We start from the raw sequence: 26509 nt of genomic DNA, 5'->3' as shown, positions 1-26509 counted from the left end.
ATACATAGGAAATATCTACTCTATCACTTTAGGTGTATAAGCCTAAAATAATAGGAAAGGAAAGGAAACATGAAAAGTTACGGGGAAACGTTAAAAAAGATTCGTTTATCGAAAAATTATGATCAATCTATGATCTCAGGTAATATAATTCATCAATCTAGTTATTCGAAATATGAACTAGGGAAAATAAATATGACAGTATATAAATTTGAAAAGGTATTAAGTAACTTAGGAATTGACTATGAAGAATTAAAGTTTATTCATCATTCATATAACTATGATGCTAAGGTAGCCATTGTTACACGATTTAACAATCTGAAGTTCATTGATGAACTTATTTTAAAAGAAATTATTGCTGCTTCTGAAGTTTACTTAAAAAATATAGAAGATCCCCAAATACGGGATATACTTCTTGTAAGCCACGGCTTTTTGGCTATAAAAAAAGAAAACAATTTTGAATTAGCAAGTCTTTATGCAGATGAAGTGTGGAATAGACTTCAAACATTAGATACTTGGTATTTGGCTGATATCCGATTAATAAATAGTATTCTCTTTTTGTTTAAAATTGAAACTGCTATTTCGATTTCTCAATTCGCTATTAAGCAATTGACTAAATACCAAGCATTGCATGACTATCAAAAACTTATTTATCCATTCAAGTATAATCTTGTCCAATTATTAATAAGAGAAAAGAATTGGTTAGGTGCTTATCAATTAAATGAAGAGCTTATTGTTGCATTCAAAGAAGAAAAAGCCTATGTACAAATTGCCTTAACCTATTTACGAAAAGGGCTACTCCAAAAAAAGATAGCTATGGAAGATGAAGTTGATTTTGTCGAGAAAGCCTTTGAAATTGCGACAGTATTAGATGATGAAAAGTTACATATACAACTTGAAACAGAACGAAAACAAATTTTAGATTTTATTAAGTAATTGTTCATCTACCTCTATGCATATCTGACAAAAATATGGGTATAGTACTTATAAAAAGGAGTACTCCATGCCAAAAATAGCCTCTATTAGTACATATAAACCTCCCTATGCATTGGAACAATCCAATATTGAAAAACTAACAAAAGAATTATTCAAAGATAAAATCGCACAACTGGATCGATTATTAAAAGTATTTGAAAATGGCGATATCGAAACTCGCAATTTTTGTGTACCTTTAGAATGGCATCAAGTCGATCATACATTTGAAGAACGCAATGATATTTATATAGAGTTAGCGACAAAATATAGTGTAGAAGTTATTCAAGCTTGCCTTCAAAACACAAGCTTCCTACAACAGCCAATCGATCCAAAAGAAATTGATGCCATTATATTCGTTAGTACGACTGGAATATCCACTCCTAGCATTGATGCTCGTGTAATGAACCACCTACCTTTTTCTGATCGTATGAAAAGAATACCATTATGGGGATTAGGTTGTGCTGGAGGAGCGGCGGGAGTTAGTCGAGCATTTGACTATTGTAAAGCCCATCCGACAGAAAAAGTACTCGTTGTTTGCGTGGAGCTTTGTAGCCTTACCTTCCAACCAAATGATTTTTCAAAAAGCAATTTAATCGGTGCTTCTCTTTTCGCTGACGGCGCGGCAAGTGTATTAGTATGTGGAGATGAAGCGGACATTTCAACGAAAAGACCCGTCCCTCATATTATAAATACATCTTCCAAATGGATGCCGGACTCTGAAAATGTAATGGGATGGGATATTAAAAACAGTGGATTGCATGTCGTATTCTCGAAAAGCATACCTTCTATTATCTCTAGTTGGCTAGGTCCTTTCATCGATGAATTTTTCAAGGAACAACAATTGACAAAAGAACAACTCGACCATTTTGTGGCACATCCTGGAGGCAAAAAAGTGCTAGAAGCATATGAGAATACGCTTCACTTAGCACAAGACCAGACATCGATTTCCCGGGATGTATTAAGAAAGCATGGGAATATGTCGTCCCCTACCGTTCTTTATGTATTGGAGCAATTCATGGAACAAGAAAATAAGAAAGAAGATATTGGATTACTCGTTGCATTAGGCCCTGGATTTTGTGGAGAAGCAGTTTTACTAAATTGGGGGGATTAATATGTTATTTTTTATCCTTATATTTCTAGTTATTGCACAAAGAATTACGGAAGTTTTTATCGCAAAACGAAATGAAAAAAAGATGCGCACGCGTGGTGCTTATGAAGTAGGTAGCTCCCATTATCCATATATGGTTGCTCTTCACGTAAGTTTTTTTGTTTGTTTAATTGCGGAAGTCTTGGTTATGAACCAACGTATTTCTCCATTATTTCCACTGTTCTTTGTTATCTTTTTATTTGTTCAAGCACTCCGCATTTGGTGTTTGACCTCTTTAGGGACATTTTGGAATACGAAAATTATGATTTTGCCTGGTGCCCATGTTGTAAAAGCTGGTCCCTATTTGTATATGAAACATCCAAACTATGTGGTCGTTTGTATCGAAATAGCATTATTGCCCTTAATGTTCCAAGCATACTTTACAGCCATTTGCTTTACACTTTTAAATCTAGCTATGCTTTCGGTCCGTATTCCACTGGAAGAAAAAGCTTTGATGGAAGCAACCGATTATACAGAGGAATTTAAAAAGAAGATTTCGGCGTCTTAACCGAAATCTTCTTTTATTATGGATTTATAGTTGATTTGCAGCTTCTTCTACTGCTCTTGCTACTAAATGATGCACAGTTGGATCTAGTGGATTTGGTATTAATTCACCTGGTTTCGTATGGCTAACAATCGCTTGTGCGGCCGCTATTAGCATAGGGTATGTAATAGCAGATGCTCCTGCGTCTAATGCCCCTTTGAATATGCCTGGGAACCCAATAACGTTATTGACAGAACGTCCATCTGCTGCAAAAGCCGCTCCTGCTGCGATTGCTTCAGAAGGTAGGATTTCTGGGTTCGGATTGGAAAGAGCTAAAATAATTTGTCCTTGGCGAACCATTTCCGGTTTGATCAAACCAGATACTCCAGTTGTCGCAACAATAATATCACATGTTTCCATCATTTCTTCTAGTGACCCGATTGTTTTTCCACCATAATTAATCAATCGATCTTGTGCTGCTTCTTGGCGATCTAGTCCATAAACGTCTTCTACGCCATAAGCCATTAACATACGGCAAATCGCTAGACCAGCTGCACCAAGACCAATTTGACCAATTTTGGCTTTTTTCACATCTACATTCGTAGACTTACACGCTGATAGTATTGCCGCTAAAGCCACTACTGCAGTTCCGTGCTGATCGTCATGCATAACAGGAATAGGAAGCTCTTCCTTCAGTCTTTCTTCAATTTCAAAGCAATGTGGTGAGCCAATATCTTCTAACAAGATGGCTCCGAATCCTTTATGTATATGTTTAATCGTTTCTACAATTTCATCTGGATCACTTGTATTCAATAAAATCGGAATTCCGCTCAAGCCGACAAATTGATCTAATAAAACAGCTTTTCCTTCCATAACTGGCATTCCAGCAACTGGGCCAATATTTCCTAAACCTAATATTGCCGTACCGTCTGTTACAATCGCAACGGAGTTTCCAATAGATGTGAAATAGTTTGCTTTTTCTGGATGGTGGAGAATTTCCATACATACACTTGCAACACCGGGCGTGTAGATTCGTTGTAAATCTCCTAGAGAACGTACATCTAATCTACTCTTCATCGCAATTTTTCCACCTTCATGCGCATTCAGTACATCGTCTGTTACCGCATGAATTTTCACTCCATTACCAATCGCTTCAATATTCGCGATTACTTTATCTAATTGTTCAATAGATTTACATGTAATCGTAATATCACGAATTGTCGTTAATGCACCACTTTTTAACGTTGTAATATCACCAATATCTCCATCACCTAATCCAATTGCAGTTGCAACTTTCGCAAAATTACCTGGCTTTGAAGGAGTTTCCACAATAATATTTCGGATAATATGTTGTTTTTGCATGTTATTTCTCCTTTATACTATCTATTTCAACCACTCGATTATAACATAGAAAAATCCCTCATTCATAAGGAATGAAGGATTATTACTTACTTAAGAGAATAATAATGCTTCTAATGCTAACGGTTCTATATATTGACCATCTTTATATACACGCATATTCCCACCGGAGATCTCATCGATTAAAATAATATCATTTGTTTTTGCATCTCGACCAAACTCCAGTTTAATATCGTACAATTCTAATCCTTTAGTTGCTAAGTCTTCTTTAACGAACTTGGAAATTTGTTTCGTTAAAGTTTGTAATGTTTCATACTCATCCTCTGATAAAATAGAAAGCATCGAAAGCGCTTGTTTAGAAATCGGTGGGTCTTGACGCTCATCGTCTTTAATCGTTACTTCCACAAACGCATCTAAAGGTTGTCCTTCCTCACAATATGCTCCATATCTACGTAGAAAGCTTCCAACAGCTTTAAAGCGGCAAATAACCTCAAGTCCTTTACCAAACACTTTCGCTTCTTTTACAGTCATTGTAGACTCTTCAATATTAGAATCGATAAAGTGAGTTGGGATTTCTTTTTCCATTAACTTTTGAAAAAAGTATGTAGTCATGCGTAGTCCTGCTTTTCCAGCACCTTCGATAGTTAATCCTACTGTATTGGCACCCGGATCAAAAACGCCATTTTCACCAGTTACATCATCTTTAAATTTTAATAAAACATCCCCATTATCCAGCTTGTACACGTCTTTTGTTTTTCCTTGATAGGTAAGGTTCATTTCTAACTTCCTCCTTCAATTAACTACGCCTTATTTTACACCTAAATGAACCATTCAAACAATATACCCGATGGATCTTAGTACATTATTTATAAACGCATGCGAATAGGCAAAAATTTCTTCTCGCTCTGGTTCTTGATGAAGATCATGGAAACAGTTTTTCCATTCTTTAAACTGGTATTCAGAAAGTGATTGTTTTTTTAGCCAACTAGCGGTTGCTTGCGTATCAGTAATTTTGTCTCGTTCTCCCGTCATTAATAGAATCGGAACATTTGGGATAGATTCTTCCGACTGTACGACCGATTTCATCAATGTTTGCAATTCTTTATACCAATCATTCGTAACGAGCGTGCTATAGGCTGGATCTTCGACAAACTGGCGGAATACTTCATAGTTTCTCGTTAATTCATTTAATGCAATATCGTGGTTAATCTTTTGTGGGACGGATAATTTTGCTAATGCATTTGTCCATTTAGACGGCATTTTTTTTAAATGGAGCCATGGAGATGTTAGAATAACTCCTGCATATTCCAATTCTAGTTTGCGCATTACTTTTATTAATAATGTCGCTCCTAGCCCATGTCCCATTAAAAAAATTGGTAAATCATATGTTATTGCAACTTGAAGTGCTTGCTTTATGTACCCTTTATACAAATCAAAGGACTCATCATGTAGTCCTTTTGCTTTTTTTAGTTCCCCATGGCCCGGTAAATCACCCATAACGATATGGCAATTGGAGCTTCGTAATTTTTCAATTAGCCAAGCATATCTACGATGGTGTTCATATGCACTATGCACGAGGATAATTACTGCCTTAGGTTTTTCTTCTGCTTCCCATTTCCACATGAACAGCACACCTTTCTGTTTTGTTTCATTTTTTGAATTTGTTTGTTACGATTAATTATATTCTATTTTCATAAAGGGTGTGTATTTATTGATTTATCCATATAAAGACAAAATTCCATCGATTGATGAATCTGCTTTTATAGCTGATTATGTCACAATAACAGGCGATGTGACAATCGGTCAGGAGTCTACAATTTGGTTCAATACGGTAATAAGAGGGGACGTTGCTCCTACGATTATTGGACGTAAAGTAAGTATCCAAGATTTAAGTTGCCTTCACCAAAGCCCAAATAAGCCACTCATTATCGAAGACGAAGTAACAATTGGGCATCAAGCAACCTTACATAGTTGTATCATTCGAAAAGGCGCATTAGTTGGCATGGGATCAATCATCTTAGATGGCGCAGAAATTGGCGAAGGTGCATTTATCGGAGCAGGTAGCCTCGTACCCCCCGGTAAGAAAATTCCGCCAGGTACACTCGCATTTGGTAATCCAGCAAAAGTTGTACGTGAATTAAACGATGCCGACAAAGAAGATATGCAGCGAATTATTCGAGAGTATGTCGAAAAAGGCGAGTACTATAAATCATTGCAGGAGTAAAAAAAGTTAATAAATATACCTAAATAAAAAGTAATCCCTCTAAAAAATTGAAGGGATTACTTTTTTTCGTTAAAATATTCTTCTGTTACTTGAAGTTCAAAAAATCCTATATACTCGTCTAATCATCGAAAAAATACAACATAATCGCATGCCCCAACTCGTGTTGCACACGAGAGGATCTCATGACTGCGGCTAGTGCAACTCGGCGCGCTACGGCAAATATATCCGCTCTATTTATCTGGAGAAGATTGCCCAATAAAAAAACGTGCAACGTTACAGTCGTTACTCGCAATGTTGTATGGCATTCGCGCAACATTCTCCTTTAAACACACAACACTATGACCCATTGCGCAATGTTTACAAATAATGCGTCAAAGTCCTCGTCGTCTCATCCAAGTCAACTTGTTATTTTAAGAATTGGTTGCTTTTACTTGCAATTTGGTTGCTCTCGTGCTGATTTGATTGCTTTCGGAATAGGATTGGTTGCTTTCCATGATTGGTTTGTTGCCCTATGCCATTTATTGGATTCACACAGTCGAAAAACTGTATAAGATTTTGTATTTTGCGAGTCGATACTGAATAAACAAGCAGTTTTCATTGATTTTCGCTACAGGCGAGGATGGCTCATCGCTCACCCGGCTAAAAAGCGTTCGACTGCAGCGAAAATCTTAGCGGTCACCTAATAGAACTTTCTACGACGCATTATCCCTTTACTGCGCTCAATTTTAGAATCAGCTTATCTGACTCTCATTTTTATGATTTCCTAAGCGATAAAAAAAGCGATACTTTCCTTAAGGATCAAGGAAGGTATCGCTTTTAATTATTATAATCCTGCTTTTTCTTTTAAAGCATCTGCTTTATCTGTTTTTTCCCATGGTGCGTCGATGTCTGTACGACCGAAGTGACCATAAGCTGCAGTTGGTTTGTAGATTGGGCGACGTAGGTCTAGCATTTTAATAATACCTGCTGGACGCAGGTCGAATAGTTCACGAATATGTGATACTAATTGCGCCTCTTCTACTTTTCCAGTACCAAATGTGTCAACAGCGATAGATACAGGTTGTGCTACACCAATTGCATATGCCAATTGTACTTCACAGCGGTCTGCAAGTCCTGCAGCGACAACATTTTTTGCCACATAACGAGCAGCGTATGCAGCAGAACGGTCTACTTTCGTTGGATCTTTACCAGAGAAAGCACCGCCTCCGTGACGTGCGTATCCTCCGTAAGTATCTACGATAATTTTACGACCTGTTAAACCAGCATCCCCTTGAGGTCCACCAATTACAAAACGGCCAGTTGGGTTGATAAAGTATTTTGTATTTTCATCGATTAATTGAGCAGGAACAATCGGGTTGATCACTACTTCTTTTAAATCTTTTTGAATTTGTTCTAGCGTGATTTCCGGATGATGCTGAGTAGAAATAACAATCGTATCAATACGAACTGGATTATTTTGCTCATCATATTCCACTGTTACTTGTGTTTTACCATCTGGGCGTAAGTAATCTAATGTTTCATCTTTACGCACTTCTGCTAAACGACGTGACAGCTTATGCGCTAAACTAATTGGAAGTGGCATAAGTTCTGGTGTTTCGTTACATGCGTAACCAAACATTAATCCTTGGTCCCCTGCTCCAATTGCTTCGATGTCTGAATCTGTCATAGATCCTTCACGAGCTTCTAACGCTTGGTCAACACCCATCGCGATATCAACAGATTGCTCGTCAATTGCAGTTAATACTGCAGATGTTTCCGAGTCAAAACCGTATTTAGCACGTGTGTAACCAATTTCTTTAATCGTAGAACGTACTACTTTCGGGATATCTACATAAGTAGACGTTGTAATTTCTCCTGCAACTAAAACAAGACCTGTTGTTACACTTGTTTCACAAGCAACACGTGCATTTGGATCTTCTGTTAAAATGGCATCTAAAATAGCATCTGAAATTTGATCGCAAATTTTGTCTGGATGCCCTTCTGTAACTGATTCCGATGTAAATAATCGGCGTTGTGTCATAGAATATTCCTCCTATATCCTGCGAGATTTCTCTCAAGAATTGATACGGTACTCATTCCCATGTCAAGCCATTTCAAATGGATTAAACTTGAAGCCGTTTCGGACTTGGCACACAAGGATAAAGGGCGATGTAATATAAAAAAACCTCTCACTCACGTAAATGTACATGAGGAAAGGTATTAATTTCATAAGCACCTTTCACTCTTATCAATCAAGGAATCACACCTTGTCTCAGGTTGGGCACCTTTGTAATAAATGAAATTACAGGTTGCCGGGTTTCATAGGGCCTGACCCCTCCACCAGCTCGGGATAAGAGTATCCGTTCAATTTAACATCATACGGAAACCGCATCCAAATGTCAATATTTTTTTAATGCCTATTAAGAAAGATAAAAAAATAATACATTAATTAGTATAGACTATTTAACTTAATGTGTTATACTAATTCACATATAAACGAAAAATTCCTCCACCATTGAGGAAAAAATGAAAAAAGGATGGTAAATACAATATGAATTCAATCGATACGGTGAGTGAACTGAACGAATTGCTAGCTGGAAACAATATTAGCGTACAATTATCAGTGCCGCAACTTGTGGAAAAAGCAACATCTAGAGGAGAAGCTGTTTTAACTTCTACAGGTGCTGTAAAAGCAGAAACAGGTAAATACACAGGCCGTTCCCCACAAGATAAATATATCGTAGAAGAATCTATCTCTAAAGACAAAATCGATTGGGGTTCCGTAAACCAACCTATCTCTTCTGAAATTTTTGAAGCACTATATAAAAAAGTAACGAACTATTTAAAAGAACAAGAAGAATTATTTGTCTTTAAAGGATTTGCGGGAGCAGACAAAGAATCCCGTCTTGGCATTCAAGTGATCAATGAATTTGCATGGCATAATTTATTTGCCCACCAATTATTCATCCGTCCTACGGAAGAAGAACTGACAACGCATCAAGCAGATTTCACTATTGTAAGTGCACCAAACTTCAAAGCAGATCCGGCTATCGATGGCACTAAAACGGAAACATTCATCATCGTTTCCATGGAAAAACGTATCGTATTAATCGGTGGAACGGAATATGCTGGAGAAATGAAAAAATCCATCTTCTCTATTATGAACTATTTATTACCAGAACAAAACATTTTTCCAATGCATTGTTCTGCAAACGTTGGAGAAGCAGGAGACGTTGCATTGTTCTTCGGTTTATCTGGTACAGGGAAAACAACACTATCTGCAGATGCAGGCCGTAAGTTAATCGGAGACGACGAGCACGGTTGGTCTGATAACGGCGTATTTAATATCGAAGGTGGCTGCTACGCTAAATGTATCGACTTAACTCGTGAAAACGAACCACAAATTTTTGATGCTATTTCATTCGGAACAGTTTTAGAGAATGTCGTAGTAGATCCAGAAACTGGCGTTGCGGACTATGCAGATGATTCATTAACAGAAAATACACGTGCAGCATATCCAATTCAAAATATCGACAACATTGTAGACCCTTCTATCGCTGGTCATCCGAATACAATTGTTTTCTTAACAGCTGATGCATTCGGCGTGTTGCCTCCAATCAGTAAACTAACGAAAGAACAAGCAATGTACCACTTTTTAAGTGGGTTTACATCGAAACTTGCAGGAACAGAACGTGGAATTACATCGCCACAACCAGCATTTTCTACTTGCTTCGGTTCACCGTTCTTACCATTGCATGCAACTGTTTACGCAGAAATGCTTGGGAAGAAAATTGATGAACACGGTGCACAAGTATTCCTTGTGAACACTGGATGGACTGGCGGAGAATACGGTGTTGGTAGCCGTATGAAACTTGCTTATACTCGCACGATGGTTCGAGCAGCGATCGATGGGAAGTTAAGAAATGCAGAAACTACGATAGATCCAGTATTTGGTCTTGCGATTCCTACAGAAATCGAAGGAGTACCAACAGAAGTACTTATCCCACGTAATGCTTGGGAAGACCAAGAAGCTTACGATGTAAAAGCAGCGGAACTGGCACAATCTTTCCGTGAAAACTTTAAAAAATTCGGTACCGTATCGGAAGAAATTTCACTTAAAGGCGGACCATTAGCTTAACATTATAAAAGAGGATGTCCCATCAATTGGTGACATCCTCTTTTATTTAATTTGCATTCTCATCATAAAAACTTGTGGAAGCAGATGAAACAAATATAGATTTGAATTTTTCGGCTTCTTCTTCATCCACTTTATACAATATAATTTCCGAGCCATAATGACCAATTTCTAATCGCTCATCTCCTGCCTCATTCAAAAACATTTTAAACCATTTTAACCCACCCTTCGGATCAATGGAGTTATTTCGAAAAAACATTCGATTTTCCTCATTTAGATTAATCGTGAGTACTTTTATAAGCCCTTCATTAATAGTAGAAATCGCTCGTGGTTTCAGTTCATTAATTACCTCCACTTCCTCTTTCCAACTTTGGATAATGACATCGTCGATTTCAGTTGTATACAAATCCCAAAGATTCGTCCAAAAGCTAGTATCTGTAGCAAAAGATGATTTTCCATCTATGCTCATTGACTCCGTTGTGACAATCACATTTCCCAATTTCAAACTCCTCTCTGCATCTTCATCCATCTACATGCATCTTTTACCACTTGTCGATTTACAAGGCTAGGAAAAAAATGTGTAAATTCAGGATAATACCATGTTTCCACTATTTTATTGTTCCCTAATAATTCTTTTTCTAACATTTCTGCATGCATAAAGGAAACATTTACGTCCAACTTCCCATGAATAATTAAAGTTGGAGCATGTATCTCAACAATTTTCGGTAAGACGTTCCGTTCTTCGTATGCTTCTGTTTTATTAGTCGGGGTGCCTCCTATTACGCGCTTCATCATTCTTCGCATATCCAAGCGTTCTTCATAAGTCAAATATATATCCGACACTCCTGCCCATGTCACAATAGAAGTAATATCTTTTCTTAATATTGCCGTCCATAAGGCCATAATACCACCACGTGAGAAAGCAAATAAATGAATTCTAGTAGAGATACAAAATTGCTTTAAAATATCAACTGCATAAACTGCATCTAACCGATCTTCTCCTGCAAATTCATCTCTCCCTTCCCCTCCACGATTTCCGCGATAGTATGGGGCAAATACCGTAAATCCTTCTGACGCAATTTGTGCAATACGAGCAGGTCTTACCATCCCAATACTTTGCATACCACCTCGTAAATATAATATTCCTTCATACATTCCTTCTTTTTTCGGTGTAGCGAGCATGCCTTTCACACGTAACCCACATGACCAATAGGTAATTTCGGTTAGATCGATCATTGGATTTGGAGAAGGATACACTCGCACCCTTTCAATCGTTCCATTTTCCTTCATATGTAATCACCTTTTCTAACATTGCTCGCATACCTTGGTCTAGCATATGAAAGCTTAAATTTTCGCAGCTTTGCAATTCATCCGTCGACAACCAACGAGCACCATCTGTTTCATATGTTGTACTCTTGTCATATATATACCCAATATTTGCTATAAAAACCGTCTTACAAAATGGATTTTTATCATCCACCATATATTCGGCAAACCACTCCATGTCAGTTATCTCTACATTTGTTTCCTCTAAAACTTCGCGTTTAGCTGCTTCTTCTAACGTTTCGCCCGCTTCTACTTTTCCCCCTGGAAATTCAATGCCCCGTATGGGATGCTTCGTTAATAACCACTTTTCTTTGTATTTTGCTATAACTAACACATGCATGGACTTCATCGGAAACAAACCTTTTTCAAAGGAAAGTGCCACTTGTATTCCGTTCAAGTCTTGGAATGTAATCATCTATTAACCCCTTTTATGAAAAATCTATTCTATTTGTCGTTTTAACGAATAATAAGCCAATATACAAGCATTATCCCAATATCGGCCAAACTATGGCTTATAATGGACGCTACAATCGAATTTAATTTAATTCGGAAGATTCCCCACATAAGGCCCGCTAAAAAAACGGAAATAACGGACAACACATTAAATGGAAAGCTGAAAATCTCATTTACGACAATAAAATGATACATACTATAAAATATAGCCGTAATCAAAACGGCAATAACATTTCCTAGTTTTGTGGATAGCCCTCCAAACATGAATTCTCTCCAATAAAGTTCTTCTAAAATAGGATTAATCAACGCAAGCACTAATACGAGTAGTATCACTTTCGCTCCACTAAAGTCCCATTTCTCTAATAAGCGCTGTAATTGAGGGATATCTAATACAGAAGATTGAAAGATTGCAACAAAGCCATAAATAGACACCAAACAAATTAATCCGCTTATTATACCTACCCATAGATTTGTTTTCGTTAAAGGAAGCTGCAATGAAGGTCTATTTGCTTTTTTCCAAAATGTAAATAAGAGCGGTATAAATAATAACCATCCGTAAAACAAAATAAAAGTGATAAGAATATCTTCAAATACAGAAAGACCAATATATATAAAAAATGTAGGCATTATGAGTAATAATAGTTGTTTTAACATACTTTCTCCTCGCACATATCCATTTACATACTATCGTAGCATATATGTATAAAAAAAGACTTAGCAATGACGCTAAGTCTTCCAGCTAACTACTCCTTTTGTTTATCTTTTTTGTAATGCTCATTACCTTCTGCTCTATTTTCGGCAATATTCTGTTTTGCTTTTAGTTGAGGGTCTTGGTTTAACAATGAACTTACATTACGATAATTGGTCGGAGTTTCATTTCCTTTTCGATTAATATTTTTGCTCAACTGTCTCTCTCCTTCTTGGGTTAAAATAGGGAAGCTGTTCGACAAACTCTTTAGATTCTTCATCTCCAAATTCATGAATAAGCGCATATAGCTTTTTCATTCTTCTGTCGTATTGATCATTTTCCTTATCAAAATGATATCGTTTTATCGGTATATGTGCGCGCCAGAAGTTGCTGATTTCTACATCTTCTAATTGATCGAATAGCTTTTGAAATACAGGAATAATCTCACGGTTGACCGTAATTTCAAATTCCCACGGTGATTCGTCGGGATACAAATATAATTTTTGACTTTTGACCGATACATATACTTTGTTTAAAGTCATCTACACACATCCTTTTCAAATAGTATGTGTGTAAAGCAAAAAAACATGCACCAAAACTAATTGGCACATGTTTTTTCTTAGGCTTGTATGTCCACTACTGACCCTTTGTAAGGATGGGGAGCAGCAGTTTGAGGCATATCTTCAAGCAACTGTACTGCAGCTACTGTATCCATATTCATGGCATTTTGTAATACGCTCATTTGGACTGTTTGCTGGAGTTGCATAAGTTGTGAAGACATAATGGAGTTAATATCCATAAAAATCCCTCCTTCATATACTTATTATCGGATCATAGTGACGGATCTTGTATAGGTTTTATTTCTTAGTTTCGTTCGTGTCTCCTAAAAACGCATTGAGCATCCATTGATGTTTTTCCGTTTTTTGATAAATAGCATTCAGCATATCTTCGGTCATATCATCTTCTTCTTTCGCTGCTTCTTCCATTCCCTTTTTAAGGGATTTCATGATTTTATCAAAATCATCTACAACGGCTTGTACCATTTCATCTGCACTTTCTTTATTTTTCGCTTCTTTAATATCGGAAAGCTCTAAATGCTCTTTTAAGGTGGCAACAGGTGACTCCCCTAAAGTTAGCAGACGTTCAGCGATTTCGTCCATATTCAACGTTGCTTCGTTATATAATTCCTCAAATTTAGCATGCAATGTGAAAAAAGACGGTCCCTTCACATACCAATGAAAATTATGTAGTTTTGTATACAATACTGACCAATTCGCAACTTGCTTGTTTAATTCTTTCTTTAATGATTCTGACATAAATTTGCCACTCTCCTTAGAATAATAGTTGCTTTCTCTTTTAATATACCTCTCTATTCCTTACAATAAACATACATACAATTTTTATGGAGTGAAAAGCATGGTATTTTGGATTTTAGGTGCAGCAATTCTACTGAGTATATTTGGTTTTATATTTTTGTATAAATTAGCGTTGAATGAAAAGCCTTCAGCCATTGATCCTAAACCTAAGGATGTCGAATAACTATATGAAACATATCGTAATAGCTATTTTCCGCTTTTATCAAAAATTTATTTCTCCTTTATCACCTCCCAGTTGTAGGTTCTATCCAACATGTTCACATTACGGTGTAGAAGCCGTGCAAAAGCATGGAGCGATGAAAGGTGGATACTTGACAGTTAGAAGAATATTGAAATGTCATCCTTTTCACGAAGGTGGCATTGATCCTGTTCCAGAAGAATGGCCTTTGAAAAAAAAATAATTCAAAGGCTATTTTTTCTTGCTTTTTTTTATTTAGTCTTGTATGATGTAAAAGTTACTACTTTACAAAACGTAATGATTACTATTTAGGAGTGAGAATTTTGAAAAAAGGGCTTTTATTATTTTTAGCATTTATCCTTGTTTTATTTACCGCCGCATGTGGAAATGAAGCAAGTCCAACAGAAACAACACAAGAAAAAGGTGAAACGGTTCAAATATATACAACCGTCTACCCTCTTCAATATTTTGCCGAAAGAATTGGTGGAGAAGCTGTAAATGTACAGTCTATTTATCCAGCTGGAGCAAATGAGCATACATTTGAGCCTACGCAAAAAGAAATGATGCAACTCGCTGATGCTGATTTATTTTTCTACATAGGATTAGGATTAGAAGGTTTTGTTGAAAATGCGAAAAAAACGTTAGCAAACGAACATGTCAAAATGATAGCAACTATTGACTCAGTTCCTGAAGAACAATTAGAAGCTAGTACACATGATCATGAGCATGAAGAAGCTACGGAAGAAGAACATGATCACGAGCATGAAGCGGCGACGGAAGAAGAACACGATCACGAGCATGAAGAGGCTTCAGAAGAAGAAGAACACGATAACGAGAATGAAGAGGCTTTAGAAGAAGGTCACGAAGGGCATGATCATGGAGGCACAGATCCACATGTATGGATTTCTCCAAAAATCAGTCAAAATCTGGCTTTGTCCATTAAAAATACACTTGTAGAAACTGCTCCAGATCATAAAGAAACTTTCGAAAAAAACTATGAACAATTAATCGCAGAACTACAAACACTAGATGCTGATTTTGAAGAAATGGCGCATGATGCACCTAACAAAACATTTTTCGTTTCACATGCTGCCTTTGGATACATTGCAAACACTTATGATTTAGAGCAGATTGCCATAGCGGGACTAAATTCACAAGATGAGCCATCTCAAAAAGAACTAACAAAGATTATCGATTTAGCGAAAGAAAAAGATGTGAAATATATATTATTCGAACAAAATGTTTCGTCTAAACTTACTGAAGTCATCCAAAAAGAAGTCGGCGCAGAAAGCTTAGTATTGCATAATTTAGGTGTTCTATCCAAAGAAGATGTTGCAAATAACGAAACTTATTTCACACTGATGAAAAGAAATCTAGACACATTAAAAACCGTATTACAATAATGAAAAAACACTTAGAAATTATTTTCTAAGTGTTTTTTATACAATTGAAAAGTTCTCTCCGCATCAACTTATTCGAACCATTACGAGGTAATTGATCCACAAAATAATAATCCACTGGCTGTTTGTAATTGGCTAGTTGCTCTTTCATAAATGTTCGCAATGCTTCCTCGGAGGCTTCCCCTTTTAACACAACAAATGCGACGGGAACTTGACCCCATTTTTCATCTTGTCTTCCAGCAACACCTGCTTCTTTTACTGCAGGATGTTTCACTAAAGCTTGTTCTACTTCTGCAGGGTATATATTTTCTCCACCAGAGATGATTAAATCTGAACGACGATCAACGACAAATAAATAACCTTCTTCATCCAAATATCCAATATCACCGGTATGTAACCATCCATCTACTAATGGATTTATCGTTTCCGCTGCTCCTACATATCCTTTTGTCACATGTGGACCTTTAATGCAAATTTCTCCAACTTTCTCATCCCCATCAATACGCACATCCGCAAAGAATAATGGTTTACCGGCAGATCCTAGTTTACGTATAGCATCTTCACTTGCTAATGTCGTCGTTTGAGATGCTGTTTCCGTCATACCGTATGTTTGTAAAACTGGAATATTCCGCTCGAGTGCCCTCTCCAAATAATTTAAAGGCACTGGTCCTCCACCAACTAACACCGATTGAAAGGTATTAGGAAATGACAAATTTTTCGACTCTAATACTGTCAACATTCTTTCTAACGTAACTGCAACGGCTGACATACGTGTAACAGTACCCGATATAATTTCTTGGATAGCTGCTTCCGCATCAAATTTAGTATGGAGATTTATCGCCATCCCATAATAAACAGAGCGCATTAAAATGGAAAAGCCACTAATATGAAACAATGGCATCGTACATAACCAACAGTCATTTGGGTGAATCCCTAAATTGAGCGCAGATCCAGTTGCATTCATGACATGATTCTCAAGTGATTGTCTGACACCTTTTGGACGTCCCGTTGTACCGGAAGTATACATAATCGTAATTGTACGTTCTTTTGGCCACTCTTTCTCTAGATCCAAAAAGGAACGCTCCGCATTTTCAATTTCATCAAACGAATATTTATCGCTAAAAGCCAAGTTTCTTTTCGTATGATCATCTACTAATAAATAATTCGGTGCACTGTCTGCTAACTGATAGTTCAACTCTTCTTCTGATAAGCGTTCATTTAACATAACAAGTTCACAGCCTAGCTGCATACATCCATGTAAAACGACTACTAACTTTGGATTCGAAGAGGCCAAAATAGCAAGTCGCATACCTTTTTTAATGCCTTTTGTATGTAGTTTCTCTGCAAAATCTATTGCTTCCTCTGCTAAATTGGCAAATGACCATTCTTGCTCATTAAATCGTAACGCTACCCGATCAGGTGTTAAACTTGCTCTTTTCATCAATAAATTGGGATACATAACTACTCTTCCTTTCAAAAAGAAGCTGCCCTATAGGAATAGGACAGCTCAGACTCATTTAGACAATCACGGGAAACGTGGGAATTGACCAAAATCAGGTTTACGTTTTTCTTTAAAGGAGTCACGACCTTCTTTAGCCTCATCTGTTGTGTAGTAAAGAAGTGTTGCATCTCCTGCCAATTGTTGAAGCCCCGCTAAGCCGTCTGTATCTGCATTCATCGCTGCTTTTAAGAAACGAAGTGCAGTTGGGCTCATCTCAAGCATCTCTTCACACCATTGTACAGTTTCGTCTTCTAATTGCTCATAAGGAACAACTGTATTAACTAGCCCCATATCAAGCGCTTGCTGTGCATCGTATTGACGGCATAGATACCAAATTTCACGTGCCTTTTTATGTCCGATAATACGAGCTAGATAACCAGAACCGTAACCAGCATCGAATGACCCTACTTTAGGACCAGTTTGTCCAAAACGAGCATTGTCAGCAGCAATTGTTAAATCACACACGACATGAAGTACATGACCTCCACCAATTGCATAACCAGCTACCATTGCTACAACTGGTTTTGGAATAACACGGATTAAACGTTGTAAGTCTAGTACGTTTAAACGAGGAATTTCGTCTTCTCCAACGTATCCACCATGCCCACGTACTTTTTGGTCTCCACCTGAACAGAAAGCATGCTCGCCTTCACCTGTTAAGATAATAACCCCAACATTTTTATCATCACGCGCGCGTGAAAATGCATCGATCATTTCCATTACCGTTTTCGGACGAAATGCATTTCGCACTTCCGGACGGTTAATCGTTACTTTCGCAATACCGTTGTAAAACTCATACTTAATGTCTTCATATGTATGTAGCGTTGTCCATTCACGAGTCATCTTTATTCCTCCTCTAAAATAACTTTCTTTATTATTGTAGCAAAGATTTTAGGTTTTTCCACATGAATTGCATGTCCGGCATCTTTTACTTCTACTAATTTTACGTTAGGAAACTTTTTTTCCATCTGACTGGAAATGGCGCAAAACTTCAAATCTAATTCCCCGACTACTAATAACACAGGCATCGACATTTCGCTCAAGACGTCCCAATAAGAAGGTTGAACCCCTGTACTAAAACCTTTCAAACTATTGCTAAGCCCTACTGCTGATTGAGCAAGCCTCTCCTCACGAATCATTGCCTGCTTTTCCACAGGCAATCTTTTTTGCGTTTGAAATAAAGGAATGTCCTCCCAAAAATCGACGAAAGAAGTAACTCCTTCTTTGCTAATACGTTCTGCAAGCAATTCATCGGACAGCTTTCTTTTTTGCCTTTCTTCATCATCTGCAAGACCTGGAGAGCTACTCTCTAATATTAATGCATCTACAGAATATTTAGCAGCATATGCTAAAGCCAAGCGTCCCCCCATGGAATAACCGACTAGTGTAAAATGACTCCATTCCAACTGCCTAAACAACATATGCAAGTCTTCTATTTGCTCTTCTACAAAATAGCATGCAGTATCACTTGGTTTATCAGTCTGTCCATGCCCTATTAAATCTACCGTTAGCAGTTCCACTGTGGAAGGAAGAAAGCTTATTACTTCTTCCCAAGTACTACTAGAACCTGTAAAACCATGTAACAAAACAACTTTTTTAGCAGCTCCGATATTATATCGCTTGATATGCATATTTACAGAACGAACCATCCTATTCATACTTTCCAAATGGCATCTAACTCCTCTGAAATAGCCGCCCATAATTTCCGATGCGTTTCTGTGTTCACTTGTCGATTTGTAAACACTTCAATAATACGGATATTTTTTGTTTTAGGTTGTTTTAAAGCTTGCTCGAATGCCTCTTTCGTATGCACTGCATCATATTGCGCATCATACATTGCTGCAATATGCGAAAACTCTAGACCAGTGGGTGTTCCAAACAAATGCTCAAAGTAGTTTGTTTCTGTTGATTGTGGTAAATAAGAGAAAATCCCGCCGCCGTCATTATTCATAATCACAATCGTATTATTTGTTTCATGAAACCTACTAACTATTAATCCATTTACGTCATGTAAAAAAGCAAGATCGCCGATAAGTAAATATCCAGGTCGATTGGTTGCAGCTTGTACGCCTAATGCAGAAGATACTACCCCATCAATTCCATTCGTACCTCTATTTGCATAGATTTGTACATCTTTCCTTGTTTTATTGAAAAACGTATCTACGTCGCGAATCGGCATACTACTGCTTGCAAACAAGTCTACCCCTTCAGGTAGTGCCTCGAATAACATGCCAGCCAGTGCCCCTTCATCTTCCTCGTTTTCGATATATGTTTGTATAAGTTTGGTTGCAATATCATTCGCTTTGGACCAATTTTCCAAATAATTGGATGCTTGTTTTTCTTCAATTGGAATCCATAAGGAATTTGCTTCTACTTGCACATGATGTGTCACGATATGAATAGAATCCCGGAAAATAGGACTTTCATCTGCCACTATATACACATTCGGTCTACATGCTTTCAAAAATAAAGTAAGTGGCTTCGCAACAGGTTGCGCTCCGAAACGAACCACAACATTTGGCAAAGCTGCTTGTTTAAATGCATCGTTTTTCAAAATAGCATCATATTGGTCTATACATAAATCCATGCAATCTTCCGGTACAGAAGTCCTTAAATTAGAAAGTGGATCTACTAATACAGGCCATTTAAGCATTCTTGCAAAATCCCAAAATCCTTCTGTCGAATGAAGCGAATCTCCAGCAATGAGTAATCCCTTTTCTTCTCGCATTAACATATCCGTATACCACTCGGTAAATTCTCGACTTGGCACAAGCTTCCCGATTTCTGACACTTGAACTTCAGCGATTGGCAATGCCTGCTCCATATTTAGTAACAGTGGTTCTCGGAAAGGCATATTAATATGCACTGGTCCCATCGGTAACGTTTTCGAAGTGGATACTGCCCGATGAATATGGCGCTCCATAAAGTTTAAAGTTTCTGCATGATCTTCGGGAAGCGGAAAATCAACCGACCATTTTACATGCTTTCCAAAAAGATGGATTTGATCAATGGCTTGTGGCGCTCCTACTTCTCGTAATTCATGCGGACGATCCGCAGTCACAACAAGTAAGGGAACTCGTGCATAAAACGCTTCTACAATGGCAGGGAAAAAATTCGCTGCTGCCGTCCCCGATGTACAAAGAAGCACAACGGGTTCTTTTGCCGCTTTCGCAATACCTAACGCAAAATACGCTGCTGAACGTTCATCCGTCTGACGATAAAATGCAAAGTCCTCACTTTTCGCAAAGCCATAAGCAAGCGGGGTTGATCTAGAACCGGGACACATAACAATATGTTTAACGCCTGCTTGCTTAATCGTTTCTACAAATTGGTTTACATAAGAAGTCAAATACTCGATGTTAGTCATTCATATTTCCTCCAAGCGTACGTAGCATTGGTCGAAATTTTACACGTGTTTCTTCAAATTCCTCGATGGAAGATGACTCCGCTACTATCCCGCCACCTGCATATAAATAAGCATGTTCGTTTTCGATTAATGCGGAACGAATCCCAACCGCAAATTCGCCGTCTCCTTCTGTATTGATCCAACCAATTGGCGCTGCATAATAGCCACGATTCATTTGTTCGGATTCTCGAATGATGTTAATCGCATCTTGTCGTGGTTCTCCTCCTAAAGCTGGAGTTGGATGTAAGGCTTGTACTAATGCAAATAACGAAGAATCTTTTTTCAAATGACCTTCAATCGGCGTATATAGATGTTGGATATCTCTAACTTTCATAAGCTTTGGTCGCGCAGGTACCTTTAGGTCTTTACAATATTGCGTAAACACTTTACGAATCATTTCCACAACGTATTTATGTTCCCCTAAATTTTTCGGATCAGCTAGAAGTCCATCTCCTAAAGACTTATCTTCCACAGAATTTTTCCCACGTCGAACGGAACCGGCAAGTCCAGCAGATTGCGCTTTTTCGTTTTCTACTTTCACTAACCGTTCTGGTGTTGCACCGAAAAACATTTGCTCCCCATTTTCTAGACCAAATAAATAACTTTCTGGCTGTTCCATCGCAGCATGGTAAATCGCTGTCGCTTTTGAAAAATCATCATCAAATGTTAACTTAAGTGACCGCGCAATGACTACTTTATCCACTTCTTCTGCACGAATCCGCTTTGTTACATCTTCTACCGCATGTAAATACTGCTCTTTCACTCGATCTTCTCGTTGCACTAACACTGGCTTCGCATGAACTTGAAGCTCTTTTACTTGTGCCGTGTGGATAAGCGCATCCCTTTCTATACGTAAGCGTTCAAATACATCCGCACTCTCTTCCTCATTTGTAATATAATGAATGCTTACAAATGCTTGATCGTGTTGAATCACTAGTTGGAAGGTAGCCACTACAAAGAAAGCAGAAGGAAAGTTGTCCCATTCGGATACAATGGTATTTTTGGGATCAAATGAAAATCCTCCAAATAAAACGGGAGAAACATCCACCTCTTCTTTCACCGATGCATTGCACAGTTCTCTCCATTTTGCATAGATATCTGCATATCGATCCTCTTCTAAACGATTAGAGATTATATGTGCATGACCTAAGCCGACTAATGTCAGCGTTTTTTCTTTGTTTTGCCAAAAGAATCGTTTCCCTTTATATTTTTCATCCCCTGCTTCAAAAAAAGCATGAGCTGATAATCTAGATACTTCTATTGTTTCTGTATAAAAACGTAATGTTGTTTGCTTTTGACCGGTGGTTTTCGGCATTAAAATTACCTCCGTATTAATATCTTGGTGTTTGTCATGATGTTTATATTTTTATTACTCTACCCTTAATCATACAACTTTCTACGCTTTTCGGCACACATTTAGCAACGAATATATGCTAATATTGATAATGGATTGTTTTAAAGGAGAGAAAATTTTATGTCAAATGAATTACAAGCCGACAAAGGCTGGCGCGTCTGGTGGAAATTAACAAGACCACATACATTAACCGCTTCATTTGCTCCGGTATTCTTGGGGACAATGATTGCACTTTATTACACAAATATTAACTGGCTTTTATTTTTAGCTATGTTAGTTGCTTGTTTGTTAATACAAGCAGCAACCAATATGTTCAATGAGTACTATGATTTTGCCCGGGGGCTTGATAGTGAAGAGTCCGTTGGTATCGGCGGAGCGATTGTACGAAATGGTGTCAAACCGAAAACGGTTATGCAATTAGCCTTGCTACTATATGGAATTGCCGCATTACTAGGTATCTACATTTGCTATGAGTCTTCTTGGATGTTATTAGTTGTAGGAGCTGCATGTATGCTAATAGGTTATCTATATACAGGAGGACCTTACCCAATCGCCTACACCCCATTCGGAGAGTTTTTTAGTGGTGTAGTAATGGGTATGCTCATTGTTTTAATTGCGACCTTCATACAAGTTGGTTCTGTACCTAATTTTGCTATCTTACTTTCTATTCCGAGCGCGTTACTTGTAGCGGCGATTATGCTTTCTAATAATATCAGAGATTTAGAGGAAGATACAAAAGGCGGCAGAAAAACGATGGCAATCCTTGTTGGCCGGAAAAATGCTGTTACGATTTTAGCTTCCTACTTTATCATATCCTATCTATGGATTGTGGGATTAGTCTTACTACAAATTATTACACCTTGGGCTTTACTCGTCATATTAAGTATCAAAAAACCATTACATGCGATCAAACTGTTTAGAGAAAAAGATAATCCACTTGAAGTAGCTCCTGCTATGAAAGATACAGCCCTTACGAATACCATTTTCGTTTTCCTATTAGGAATAGGCTTATTAATCGGATACTTCTTATAAAACAAAAAGCAAGAAGAAAAATGAATAATTTTTCTTCTTGCTTTTTTTTGTGGAATTTTTTCCAATTTTTTTAGAAATCCTCCTCATTTAATTTCATGTAATAAAAACTAACATAATTTTCAGAATATCATTTACATTTTTTATTTTTTATAATATCATGTTATATATTCTTACATTAGGAGGTTGAAAATGAAAAAGATTGAAGCAATTATTCGCCCAGATGTATTTTCGGAAGTTCGACAAGCACTTGCATTAGAAGGGATTGATGGACTAAGCGTGACAGAAATCGCTGGTTGTGGTCGCCAAGAAGGTCGCACTGGATTATTTCGTGGTAATACTTATGAAATGGAATTCCATGCAAAATTAAAGCTTGAAATGGTTGTAGAAGATTCTTTAGTTGAAAGATTGGTAGAAGCAATTCTGGATCACGCCTCTACCAATGAAGTCGGAGATGGGAAGATATTTGTTTTACCAGTAGATGAAGCAATCCGTATTAGAACAAAAGAACGCGGTGCAGTGGCCGTAAACTAAAGGAGAGTGTTTTTATGACAATAGAAATAGTTCAAAGTTCAATCGACATGTTGTGGGTGATGCTAGGTGCCATTTTAGTATTTTTTATGCATGCCGGATTTGCAATGCTTGAAACTGGTTTTACCCGCTCTAAAAATACATTGAATATTTTAATGAAAAACTTCCTTACTGTATCACTTGGATCCATTTTATATTTTTTAGTAGGATTTGGTTTTATGTTTGGTGAGTCTGTCTTTGGGGCAATTGGAACCAATGGATTTGCACTTTTGGGAAGAGAAGATATTGGCTTCTTCGTTTTCCAATCCGTTTTTGCTGCTACTTGTGCAACTATTATTTCAGGCGCAGTTGCTGAGCGAATGAAATTGTCATCCTATTTACTTTTAGTTGTAGCAATGACTGGTATTATTTACCCTGTTGTTGGTCACTGGATTTGGGGTGGTGGATGGTTAGCCGAGCTTGGCTTCATTGATTTTGCGGGTTCTACAGTCGTCCACTTAACTGGAGCAATCGGCGCTTTCGTAGCGGCAACACTTTTAGGTCCCCGTATCGGTAAATATAGTAACGGTAAAGTGAATGTTATACCAGGCCATAGTATTCCCCTAGGTGCCTTAGGAGTTTTCATCTTATGGGTTGGTTGGTTTGGCTTTAACGGAGCAAGTACACTGGCTGCCGATCCTACCTTAGTTCCTCCTATTATTGCAAATACTTTATTTGCTGCTTCTGCTGGAGTTCTATCTACAGCTTTTTATACAAAACTTAGATTTAAAAAGCTAGATGCCACGCTTACTTTAAACGGTGCCTTAGCAGGTTTAGTAAGTATTACAGCTGGTGCTGCAAATGTTTCGCTCGTAAGCTCTATCATTATTGGTTTTCTCGCAGGAATTATCATGACCGAAGGAATTCGTTTACTAGATGTTAAATTAAAAGTAGATGATCCGGTTGGAGCAATAGCAGTTCACGGGATAACTGGGATTTGGGGAACGATAGCAGTCGGCCTTTTCGAAACCTCAAGTGGCCTATTTGTAGGTGGAGGAGCAAGCTTGATTGGTATTCAGATATTAGGAGTTTTAGCTGTTATTGCCTGGGTTTCCCTTATCGTTTTCGGATTTTTATCTATCCTTAAAGCATTTAACTCTATCCGAGTTTCAAATGAAGAAGAAATTACCGGGCTCGATTTTGCAGAACACGGTTCTCAAGCATATGAACTGAACGATGTTTTTCCTGGCATAAGCACGAAAACTGACGACTTTGCTCAACGTTTAACAGAACTAGGAAGGGCTCCTAATTAAAAATCTATACTACTTCTTATCGAAGAACAAAAGCGCTAAAGCGTCTGTCTTTGATGCGATATAGTAAATGGGAACGATGAATGAAATGACACACATATTAGGGATACTGCGCGGTAAATTGCTCTGTTAGTGTCCGCTATGATTTTCGCTGCAGGACGGACGCTTTCCGTGGGGTGAGCGATGAGCCTTCAACGCTTGCGCGTACGTTGTGAAGTCTCATTTAACTCACTTGATCCCACTGGAGTCGCCATCTGCAACGAAAATCAACGGAAAAAACTTACTTATTAGTGTCTGAAATTAACACTGAATGGTCGAACGAGACAATCTTGCCTTTGAACACGATAAACTAGTCGAGCAGATGCCGACCAGCCAGGTTCGACAGGCTTTTAGGCATATTATTCCTATAATACGCCTAAATCATGGGCGTCTCAATCCAAGTAAACTTGCTATTGTGAGAAATTAGTTGCTTTCAACGGCAATTTAGTTGCTCTCATACTGATTTTAGTTGCTTTCATACTAAAATTAGTTGCTTATAATAGCTTTTTGATTGCCCTTATCCATTCTTTGGGATTTTGAACGCCGGTGTGAAACCCTTCAAGAGCGTTAGCGATGTTGCGTCTCATCACTCTCCCGGCGGAAATATAGCGGTAACTACATCGCAGTATCCCCAAACAGTGATACACTTATATCGTTAAGATAATGTTATCTGCAGACCATACATTTTATTATTTCCTAAAGAATGAGAAAAGCATGCTTCCTAATTGGAAACATGCTTTTTAATATGACCCCTACGGGATTCGAACCCGTGTTACCGCCGTGAAAGGGCGGTGTCTTAACCGCTTGACCAAGGGGCCAAACATATATGGCGGAGAAGGAGGGATTTGAACCCTCGCGCCGGTTGCCCGACCTACACCCTTAGCAGGGGCGCCTCTTCAGCCACTTGAGTACTTCCCCATATAATGGCTCCGAAGGTAGGACTCGAACCTACGACCGATCGGTTAACAGCCGATTGCTCTACCACTGAGCTACTTCGGAATAATGATGAACCTAATATTAACTAGAACTACGACTTCACCCTTGTCAGGCCTATGCTCTAACCAGCTGAGCTGGAGGCTGGACCAGATAAAGAAATGGAACTCTCAATGCATTTAACAAAATTGAGAGCGCTACTAACTAAAACGCTATTAAGTACTACTTCAAGAAAGAAAAAAGCATGCTTCCTAATAGGATACATGCTTTTAAAATGACCCCTACGGGATTCGAACCCGTGTTACCGCCGTGAAAGGGCGGTGTCTTAACCGCTTGACCAAGGGGCCAAACATATATGGCGGAGAAGGAGGGATTTGAACCCTCGCGCCGGTTGCCCGACCTACACCCTTAGCAGGGGCGCCTCTTCAGCCACTTGAGTACTTCCCCATATGATGGCTCCGAAGGTAGGACTCGAACCTACGACCAATCGGTTAACAGCCGATTGCTCTACCACTGAGCTACTTCGGAATAATGGTGGGCCTAAATGGACTCGAACCATCGACCTCACGCTTATCAGGCGTGCGCTCTAACCAGCTGAGCTATAGGCCCATTATTGGAGCGGGTGAAGAGAATCGAACTCTCATCATCAGCTTGGAAGGCTGAGGTTTTACCACTAAACTACACCCGCATTACATGGTGGCTCAGG

At 38.2% G+C, this 26509-nt stretch carries 28 protein-coding genes, 8 tRNA genes and 1 riboswitch; of the genes, 11 read left to right on the top strand and 25 right to left on the bottom strand.

The genetic code is table 11. The features are described 5' to 3' along the window. The first annotated feature begins 69 nt into the window (after positions 1–69). The 3 genes from ACIQ38_RS06420 (at position 70) to ACIQ38_RS06410 (ending at position 2627) form a co-directional block, all read left to right on the top strand. Complete coding sequence (locus tag ACIQ38_RS06420) at positions 70–933, top strand: helix-turn-helix domain-containing protein (RefSeq protein WP_402819750.1); 864 nt, start codon at positions 70–72, stop codon at positions 931–933. A gap of 67 nt (positions 934–1000) precedes the next feature. Continuing rightward, on the top strand, positions 1001–2083 hold the full coding sequence (locus tag ACIQ38_RS06415; RefSeq protein WP_402819747.1) for a type III polyketide synthase: 1083 nt from the start codon (positions 1001–1003) through the stop codon (positions 2081–2083). Position 2084: 1 nt separating this feature from the next. After that, the gene (locus ACIQ38_RS06410) at positions 2085–2627 is read left to right on the top strand and encodes an isoprenylcysteine carboxyl methyltransferase family protein (RefSeq protein WP_402819744.1); all 543 of its coding nucleotides are present in this window, start codon (positions 2085–2087) and stop codon (positions 2625–2627) included. 24 nt (positions 2628–2651) lie between these two features. Here ACIQ38_RS06410 and ACIQ38_RS06405 read toward each other — a convergent pair whose 3' ends face one another. The 3 genes from ACIQ38_RS06405 to ACIQ38_RS06395 all read right to left on the bottom strand — a co-directional run bounded on the left by ACIQ38_RS06405 (position 2652) and on the right by ACIQ38_RS06395 (position 5585). After that, positions 2652–3965, bottom strand: coding sequence for an NAD-dependent malic enzyme (locus tag ACIQ38_RS06405; protein ID WP_402819741.1), 1314 nt, complete (start codon positions 3963–3965; stop codon positions 2652–2654). Positions 3966–4055: 90 nt separating this feature from the next. Beyond that, a complete protein-coding gene (locus ACIQ38_RS06400; protein WP_402819738.1) occupies positions 4056–4739 on the bottom strand; it encodes a phosphoribosylaminoimidazolesuccinocarboxamide synthase in 684 nt (227 codons plus the stop codon). A 54-nt stretch (positions 4740–4793) separates the two neighbouring features. Beyond that, positions 4794–5585: an alpha/beta hydrolase gene (locus ACIQ38_RS06395; protein WP_402819735.1), complete on the bottom strand. Its 792-nt coding sequence runs from the start codon at positions 5583–5585 to the stop codon at positions 4794–4796. 88 nt (positions 5586–5673) lie between these two features. Here ACIQ38_RS06395 and ACIQ38_RS06390 point away from each other — a divergent pair, with 88 nt between their 5' ends. Beyond that, entirely contained in the window at positions 5674–6186 is a 513-nt protein-coding gene (locus tag ACIQ38_RS06390; protein ID WP_402819731.1) for a gamma carbonic anhydrase, read from the top strand. 823 nt (positions 6187–7009) lie between these two features. Here ACIQ38_RS06390 and metK read toward each other — a convergent pair. Beyond that, positions 7010–8206 carry a methionine adenosyltransferase gene (gene metK / locus ACIQ38_RS06385; protein ID WP_402819728.1) on the bottom strand — a complete coding sequence of 399 codons (1197 nt, stop codon included), beginning with the start codon at positions 8204–8206 and terminating at the stop codon, positions 7010–7012. A gap of 201 nt (positions 8207–8407) precedes the next feature. Next, a riboswitch (SAM riboswitch) is annotated at positions 8408–8522 on the bottom strand. Between the two features lie 194 nt (positions 8523–8716). On the opposite strand from metK, the gene pckA reads away from it, so the two are divergent. Further along, positions 8717–10303, top strand: a complete 1587-nt coding sequence (gene pckA / locus ACIQ38_RS06380) for a phosphoenolpyruvate carboxykinase (ATP) (RefSeq protein WP_402819725.1) — start codon at positions 8717–8719, stop codon at positions 10301–10303. 46 nt (positions 10304–10349) lie between these two features. Here pckA and ACIQ38_RS06375 read toward each other — a convergent pair whose 3' ends face one another. The 8 genes from ACIQ38_RS06375 to ACIQ38_RS06340 form a co-directional block, all read right to left on the bottom strand. After that, a complete protein-coding gene (locus tag ACIQ38_RS06375; RefSeq protein ID WP_402819722.1) occupies positions 10350–10799 on the bottom strand; it encodes a hypothetical protein in 450 nt (149 codons plus the stop codon). A gap of 2 nt (positions 10800–10801) precedes the next feature. After that, entirely contained in the window at positions 10802–11590 is a 789-nt protein-coding gene (locus ACIQ38_RS06370; protein WP_402819719.1) for an alpha/beta hydrolase family protein, read from the bottom strand. After that, positions 11568–12041: an NUDIX domain-containing protein gene (locus ACIQ38_RS06365; protein WP_402819717.1), complete on the bottom strand. Its 474-nt coding sequence runs from the start codon at positions 12039–12041 to the stop codon at positions 11568–11570. The genes ACIQ38_RS06370 and ACIQ38_RS06365 overlap by 23 nt, the downstream gene beginning before the upstream one ends. Positions 12042–12082: 41 nt before the next feature. After that, positions 12083–12733 carry a CPBP family intramembrane glutamic endopeptidase gene (locus ACIQ38_RS06360; protein ID WP_402819714.1) on the bottom strand — a complete coding sequence of 217 codons (651 nt, stop codon included), beginning with the start codon at positions 12731–12733 and terminating at the stop codon, positions 12083–12085. Between the two features lie 89 nt (positions 12734–12822). Further along, a complete protein-coding gene (locus tag ACIQ38_RS06355; protein WP_402819711.1) occupies positions 12823–12984 on the bottom strand; it encodes a hypothetical protein in 162 nt (53 codons plus the stop codon). Next, a complete protein-coding gene (locus tag ACIQ38_RS06350) occupies positions 12968–13309 on the bottom strand; it encodes a transposase (protein ID WP_402819708.1) in 342 nt (113 codons plus the stop codon). Before ACIQ38_RS06350 ends, ACIQ38_RS06355 begins: the two co-directional genes overlap by 17 nt. A 77-nt stretch (positions 13310–13386) precedes the next feature. Continuing rightward, complete coding sequence (locus ACIQ38_RS06345; protein WP_402819705.1) at positions 13387–13566, bottom strand: putative motility protein; 180 nt, start codon at positions 13564–13566, stop codon at positions 13387–13389. 58 nt (positions 13567–13624) lie between these two features. Beyond that, positions 13625–14083: a Dps family protein gene (locus tag ACIQ38_RS06340; RefSeq protein ID WP_402819702.1), complete on the bottom strand. Its 459-nt coding sequence runs from the start codon at positions 14081–14083 to the stop codon at positions 13625–13627. Positions 14084–14183: 100 nt separating this feature from the next. Between ACIQ38_RS06340 and ACIQ38_RS06335 the strand changes: the two genes are divergently transcribed. The 3 genes from ACIQ38_RS06335 to ACIQ38_RS06325 all read left to right on the top strand — a co-directional run bounded on the left by ACIQ38_RS06335 (position 14184) and on the right by ACIQ38_RS06325 (position 15724). Next, positions 14184–14306, top strand: coding sequence for a hypothetical protein (locus ACIQ38_RS06335; protein WP_402819699.1), 123 nt, complete (start codon positions 14184–14186; stop codon positions 14304–14306). Between the two features lie 4 nt (positions 14307–14310). After that, a complete protein-coding gene (gene yidD, locus ACIQ38_RS06330) occupies positions 14311–14544 on the top strand; it encodes a membrane protein insertion efficiency factor YidD (protein ID WP_402819696.1) in 234 nt (77 codons plus the stop codon). A 100-nt stretch (positions 14545–14644) separates the two neighbouring features. Then, a complete protein-coding gene (locus tag ACIQ38_RS06325; protein ID WP_402819693.1) occupies positions 14645–15724 on the top strand; it encodes a metal ABC transporter solute-binding protein, Zn/Mn family in 1080 nt (359 codons plus the stop codon). 25 nt (positions 15725–15749) lie between these two features. Here the strand turns inward: ACIQ38_RS06325 and ACIQ38_RS06320 are convergent, their stop codons facing one another. From ACIQ38_RS06320 to ACIQ38_RS06300, 5 genes are all read right to left on the bottom strand, one after another. After that, a complete protein-coding gene (locus ACIQ38_RS06320) occupies positions 15750–17180 on the bottom strand; it encodes an o-succinylbenzoate--CoA ligase (protein ID WP_402819690.1) in 1431 nt (476 codons plus the stop codon). A 66-nt stretch (positions 17181–17246) separates the two neighbouring features. Beyond that, positions 17247–18065: a 1,4-dihydroxy-2-naphthoyl-CoA synthase gene (gene menB, locus ACIQ38_RS06315; RefSeq protein ID WP_402819687.1), complete on the bottom strand. Its 819-nt coding sequence runs from the start codon at positions 18063–18065 to the stop codon at positions 17247–17249. A gap of 2 nt (positions 18066–18067) precedes the next feature. Further along, entirely contained in the window at positions 18068–18880 is an 813-nt protein-coding gene (gene menH, locus ACIQ38_RS06310) for a 2-succinyl-6-hydroxy-2,4-cyclohexadiene-1-carboxylate synthase (RefSeq protein WP_402821345.1), read from the bottom strand. Then, complete coding sequence (gene menD / locus ACIQ38_RS06305; RefSeq protein WP_402819684.1) at positions 18877–20589, bottom strand: 2-succinyl-5-enolpyruvyl-6-hydroxy-3-cyclohexene-1-carboxylic-acid synthase; 1713 nt, start codon at positions 20587–20589, stop codon at positions 18877–18879. The genes menH and menD overlap by 4 nt, the downstream gene beginning before the upstream one ends. Then, positions 20582–21943, bottom strand: coding sequence for an isochorismate synthase (locus ACIQ38_RS06300; protein ID WP_402819681.1), 1362 nt, complete (start codon positions 21941–21943; stop codon positions 20582–20584). Before ACIQ38_RS06300 ends, menD begins: the two co-directional genes overlap by 8 nt. A gap of 159 nt (positions 21944–22102) precedes the next feature. Between ACIQ38_RS06300 and ACIQ38_RS06295 the strand changes: the two genes are divergently transcribed. The 3 genes from ACIQ38_RS06295 to ACIQ38_RS06285 all read left to right on the top strand — a co-directional run bounded on the left by ACIQ38_RS06295 (position 22103) and on the right by ACIQ38_RS06285 (position 24834). Continuing rightward, positions 22103–23014, top strand: coding sequence for a 1,4-dihydroxy-2-naphthoate polyprenyltransferase (locus tag ACIQ38_RS06295; protein WP_402819678.1), 912 nt, complete (start codon positions 22103–22105; stop codon positions 23012–23014). A 189-nt stretch (positions 23015–23203) separates the two neighbouring features. Further along, positions 23204–23545: a P-II family nitrogen regulator gene (locus tag ACIQ38_RS06290; RefSeq protein ID WP_402819675.1), complete on the top strand. Its 342-nt coding sequence runs from the start codon at positions 23204–23206 to the stop codon at positions 23543–23545. A 20-nt stretch (positions 23546–23565) separates the two neighbouring features. Next, complete coding sequence (locus ACIQ38_RS06285) at positions 23566–24834, top strand: ammonium transporter (RefSeq protein ID WP_402821343.1); 1269 nt, start codon at positions 23566–23568, stop codon at positions 24832–24834. A gap of 782 nt (positions 24835–25616) precedes the next feature. Here ACIQ38_RS06285 and ACIQ38_RS06280 read toward each other — a convergent pair. From ACIQ38_RS06280 to ACIQ38_RS06245, 8 genes are all read right to left on the bottom strand, one after another. After that, positions 25617–25688 (bottom strand) — tRNA-Glu (locus ACIQ38_RS06280). A 9-nt stretch (positions 25689–25697) separates the two neighbouring features. Then, positions 25698–25788: transfer RNA gene (locus ACIQ38_RS06275), tRNA-Ser, on the bottom strand. A gap of 6 nt (positions 25789–25794) precedes the next feature. Further along, a tRNA-Asn gene (locus ACIQ38_RS06270) sits at positions 25795–25869 on the bottom strand. A gap of 209 nt (positions 25870–26078) precedes the next feature. Further along, a tRNA-Glu gene (locus ACIQ38_RS06265) sits at positions 26079–26150 on the bottom strand. A gap of 9 nt (positions 26151–26159) precedes the next feature. Next, positions 26160–26250: transfer RNA gene (locus tag ACIQ38_RS06260), tRNA-Ser, on the bottom strand. A gap of 6 nt (positions 26251–26256) precedes the next feature. Further along, a tRNA-Asn gene (locus ACIQ38_RS06255) sits at positions 26257–26331 on the bottom strand. Between the two features lie 4 nt (positions 26332–26335). After that, a tRNA-Ile gene (locus tag ACIQ38_RS06250) sits at positions 26336–26412 on the bottom strand. A gap of 5 nt (positions 26413–26417) precedes the next feature. Then, positions 26418–26491 (bottom strand) — tRNA-Gly (locus tag ACIQ38_RS06245). Between the last annotated feature and the right edge of the window lie 18 nt (positions 26492–26509).

Origin of the sequence: Psychrobacillus sp. NPDC096389, assembly GCF_044762855.1 — a bacterium.
GTDB lineage: Bacteria > Bacillota > Bacilli > Bacillales_A > Planococcaceae > Psychrobacillus.
Note: the sequence above shows the minus strand (reverse complement) of the source record. Positions and strands in the feature narration are given on the sequence as shown.

Bases quoted from the DNA above. Each gene is read 5' to 3' on its own strand.
- ACIQ38_RS06395 (WP_402819735.1), bottom strand. From the start codon at position 5,585: ATGTGGAAATGGGAAGCAGAAGAAAAACCTAAGGCAGTAATTATCCTC.
- ACIQ38_RS06335 (WP_402819699.1), top strand. From the start codon at position 14,184: ATGGTATTTTGGATTTTAGGTGCAGCAATTCTACTGAGTATATTTGGT.
- ACIQ38_RS06320 (WP_402819690.1), bottom strand. From the start codon at position 17,180: ATGTATCCCAATTTATTGATGAAAAGAGCAAGTTTAACACCTGATCGG.
- ACIQ38_RS06340 (WP_402819702.1), bottom strand. From the start codon at position 14,083: ATGTCAGAATCATTAAAGAAAGAATTAAACAAGCAAGTTGCGAATTGG.
- menD (WP_402819684.1), bottom strand. From the start codon at position 20,589: ATGACTAACATCGAGTATTTGACTTCTTATGTAAACCAATTTGTAGAA.
- menB (WP_402819687.1), bottom strand. From the start codon at position 18,065: ATGACTCGTGAATGGACAACGCTACATACATATGAAGACATTAAGTAT.
- ACIQ38_RS06345 (WP_402819705.1), bottom strand. From the start codon at position 13,566: ATGGATATTAACTCCATTATGTCTTCACAACTTATGCAACTCCAGCAA.
- ACIQ38_RS06300 (WP_402819681.1), bottom strand. From the start codon at position 21,943: ATGCCGAAAACCACCGGTCAAAAGCAAACAACATTACGTTTTTATACA.
- ACIQ38_RS06360 (WP_402819714.1), bottom strand. From the start codon at position 12,733: ATGTTAAAACAACTATTATTACTCATAATGCCTACATTTTTTATATAT.
- ACIQ38_RS06295 (WP_402819678.1), top strand. From the start codon at position 22,103: ATGTCAAATGAATTACAAGCCGACAAAGGCTGGCGCGTCTGGTGGAAA.
- ACIQ38_RS06410 (WP_402819744.1), top strand. From the start codon at position 2,085: ATGTTATTTTTTATCCTTATATTTCTAGTTATTGCACAAAGAATTACG.
- ACIQ38_RS06405 (WP_402819741.1), bottom strand. From the start codon at position 3,965: ATGCAAAAACAACATATTATCCGAAATATTATTGTGGAAACTCCTTCA.
- yidD (WP_402819696.1), top strand. From the start codon at position 14,311: ATGAAACATATCGTAATAGCTATTTTCCGCTTTTATCAAAAATTTATT.
- ACIQ38_RS06365 (WP_402819717.1), bottom strand. From the start codon at position 12,041: ATGATTACATTCCAAGACTTGAACGGAATACAAGTGGCACTTTCCTTT.
- metK (WP_402819728.1), bottom strand. From the start codon at position 8,206: ATGACACAACGCCGATTATTTACATCGGAATCAGTTACAGAAGGGCAT.
- pckA (WP_402819725.1), top strand. From the start codon at position 8,717: ATGAATTCAATCGATACGGTGAGTGAACTGAACGAATTGCTAGCTGGA.
- menH (WP_402821345.1), bottom strand. From the start codon at position 18,880: ATGAATAGGATGGTTCGTTCTGTAAATATGCATATCAAGCGATATAAT.
- ACIQ38_RS06350 (WP_402819708.1), bottom strand. From the start codon at position 13,309: ATGACTTTAAACAAAGTATATGTATCGGTCAAAAGTCAAAAATTATAT.
- ACIQ38_RS06400 (WP_402819738.1), bottom strand. From the start codon at position 4,739: ATGAACCTTACCTATCAAGGAAAAACAAAAGACGTGTACAAGCTGGAT.
- ACIQ38_RS06420 (WP_402819750.1), top strand. From the start codon at position 70: ATGAAAAGTTACGGGGAAACGTTAAAAAAGATTCGTTTATCGAAAAAT.
- ACIQ38_RS06370 (WP_402819719.1), bottom strand. From the start codon at position 11,590: ATGAAGGAAAATGGAACGATTGAAAGGGTGCGAGTGTATCCTTCTCCA.
- ACIQ38_RS06290 (WP_402819675.1), top strand. From the start codon at position 23,204: ATGAAAAAGATTGAAGCAATTATTCGCCCAGATGTATTTTCGGAAGTT.
- ACIQ38_RS06415 (WP_402819747.1), top strand. From the start codon at position 1,001: ATGCCAAAAATAGCCTCTATTAGTACATATAAACCTCCCTATGCATTG.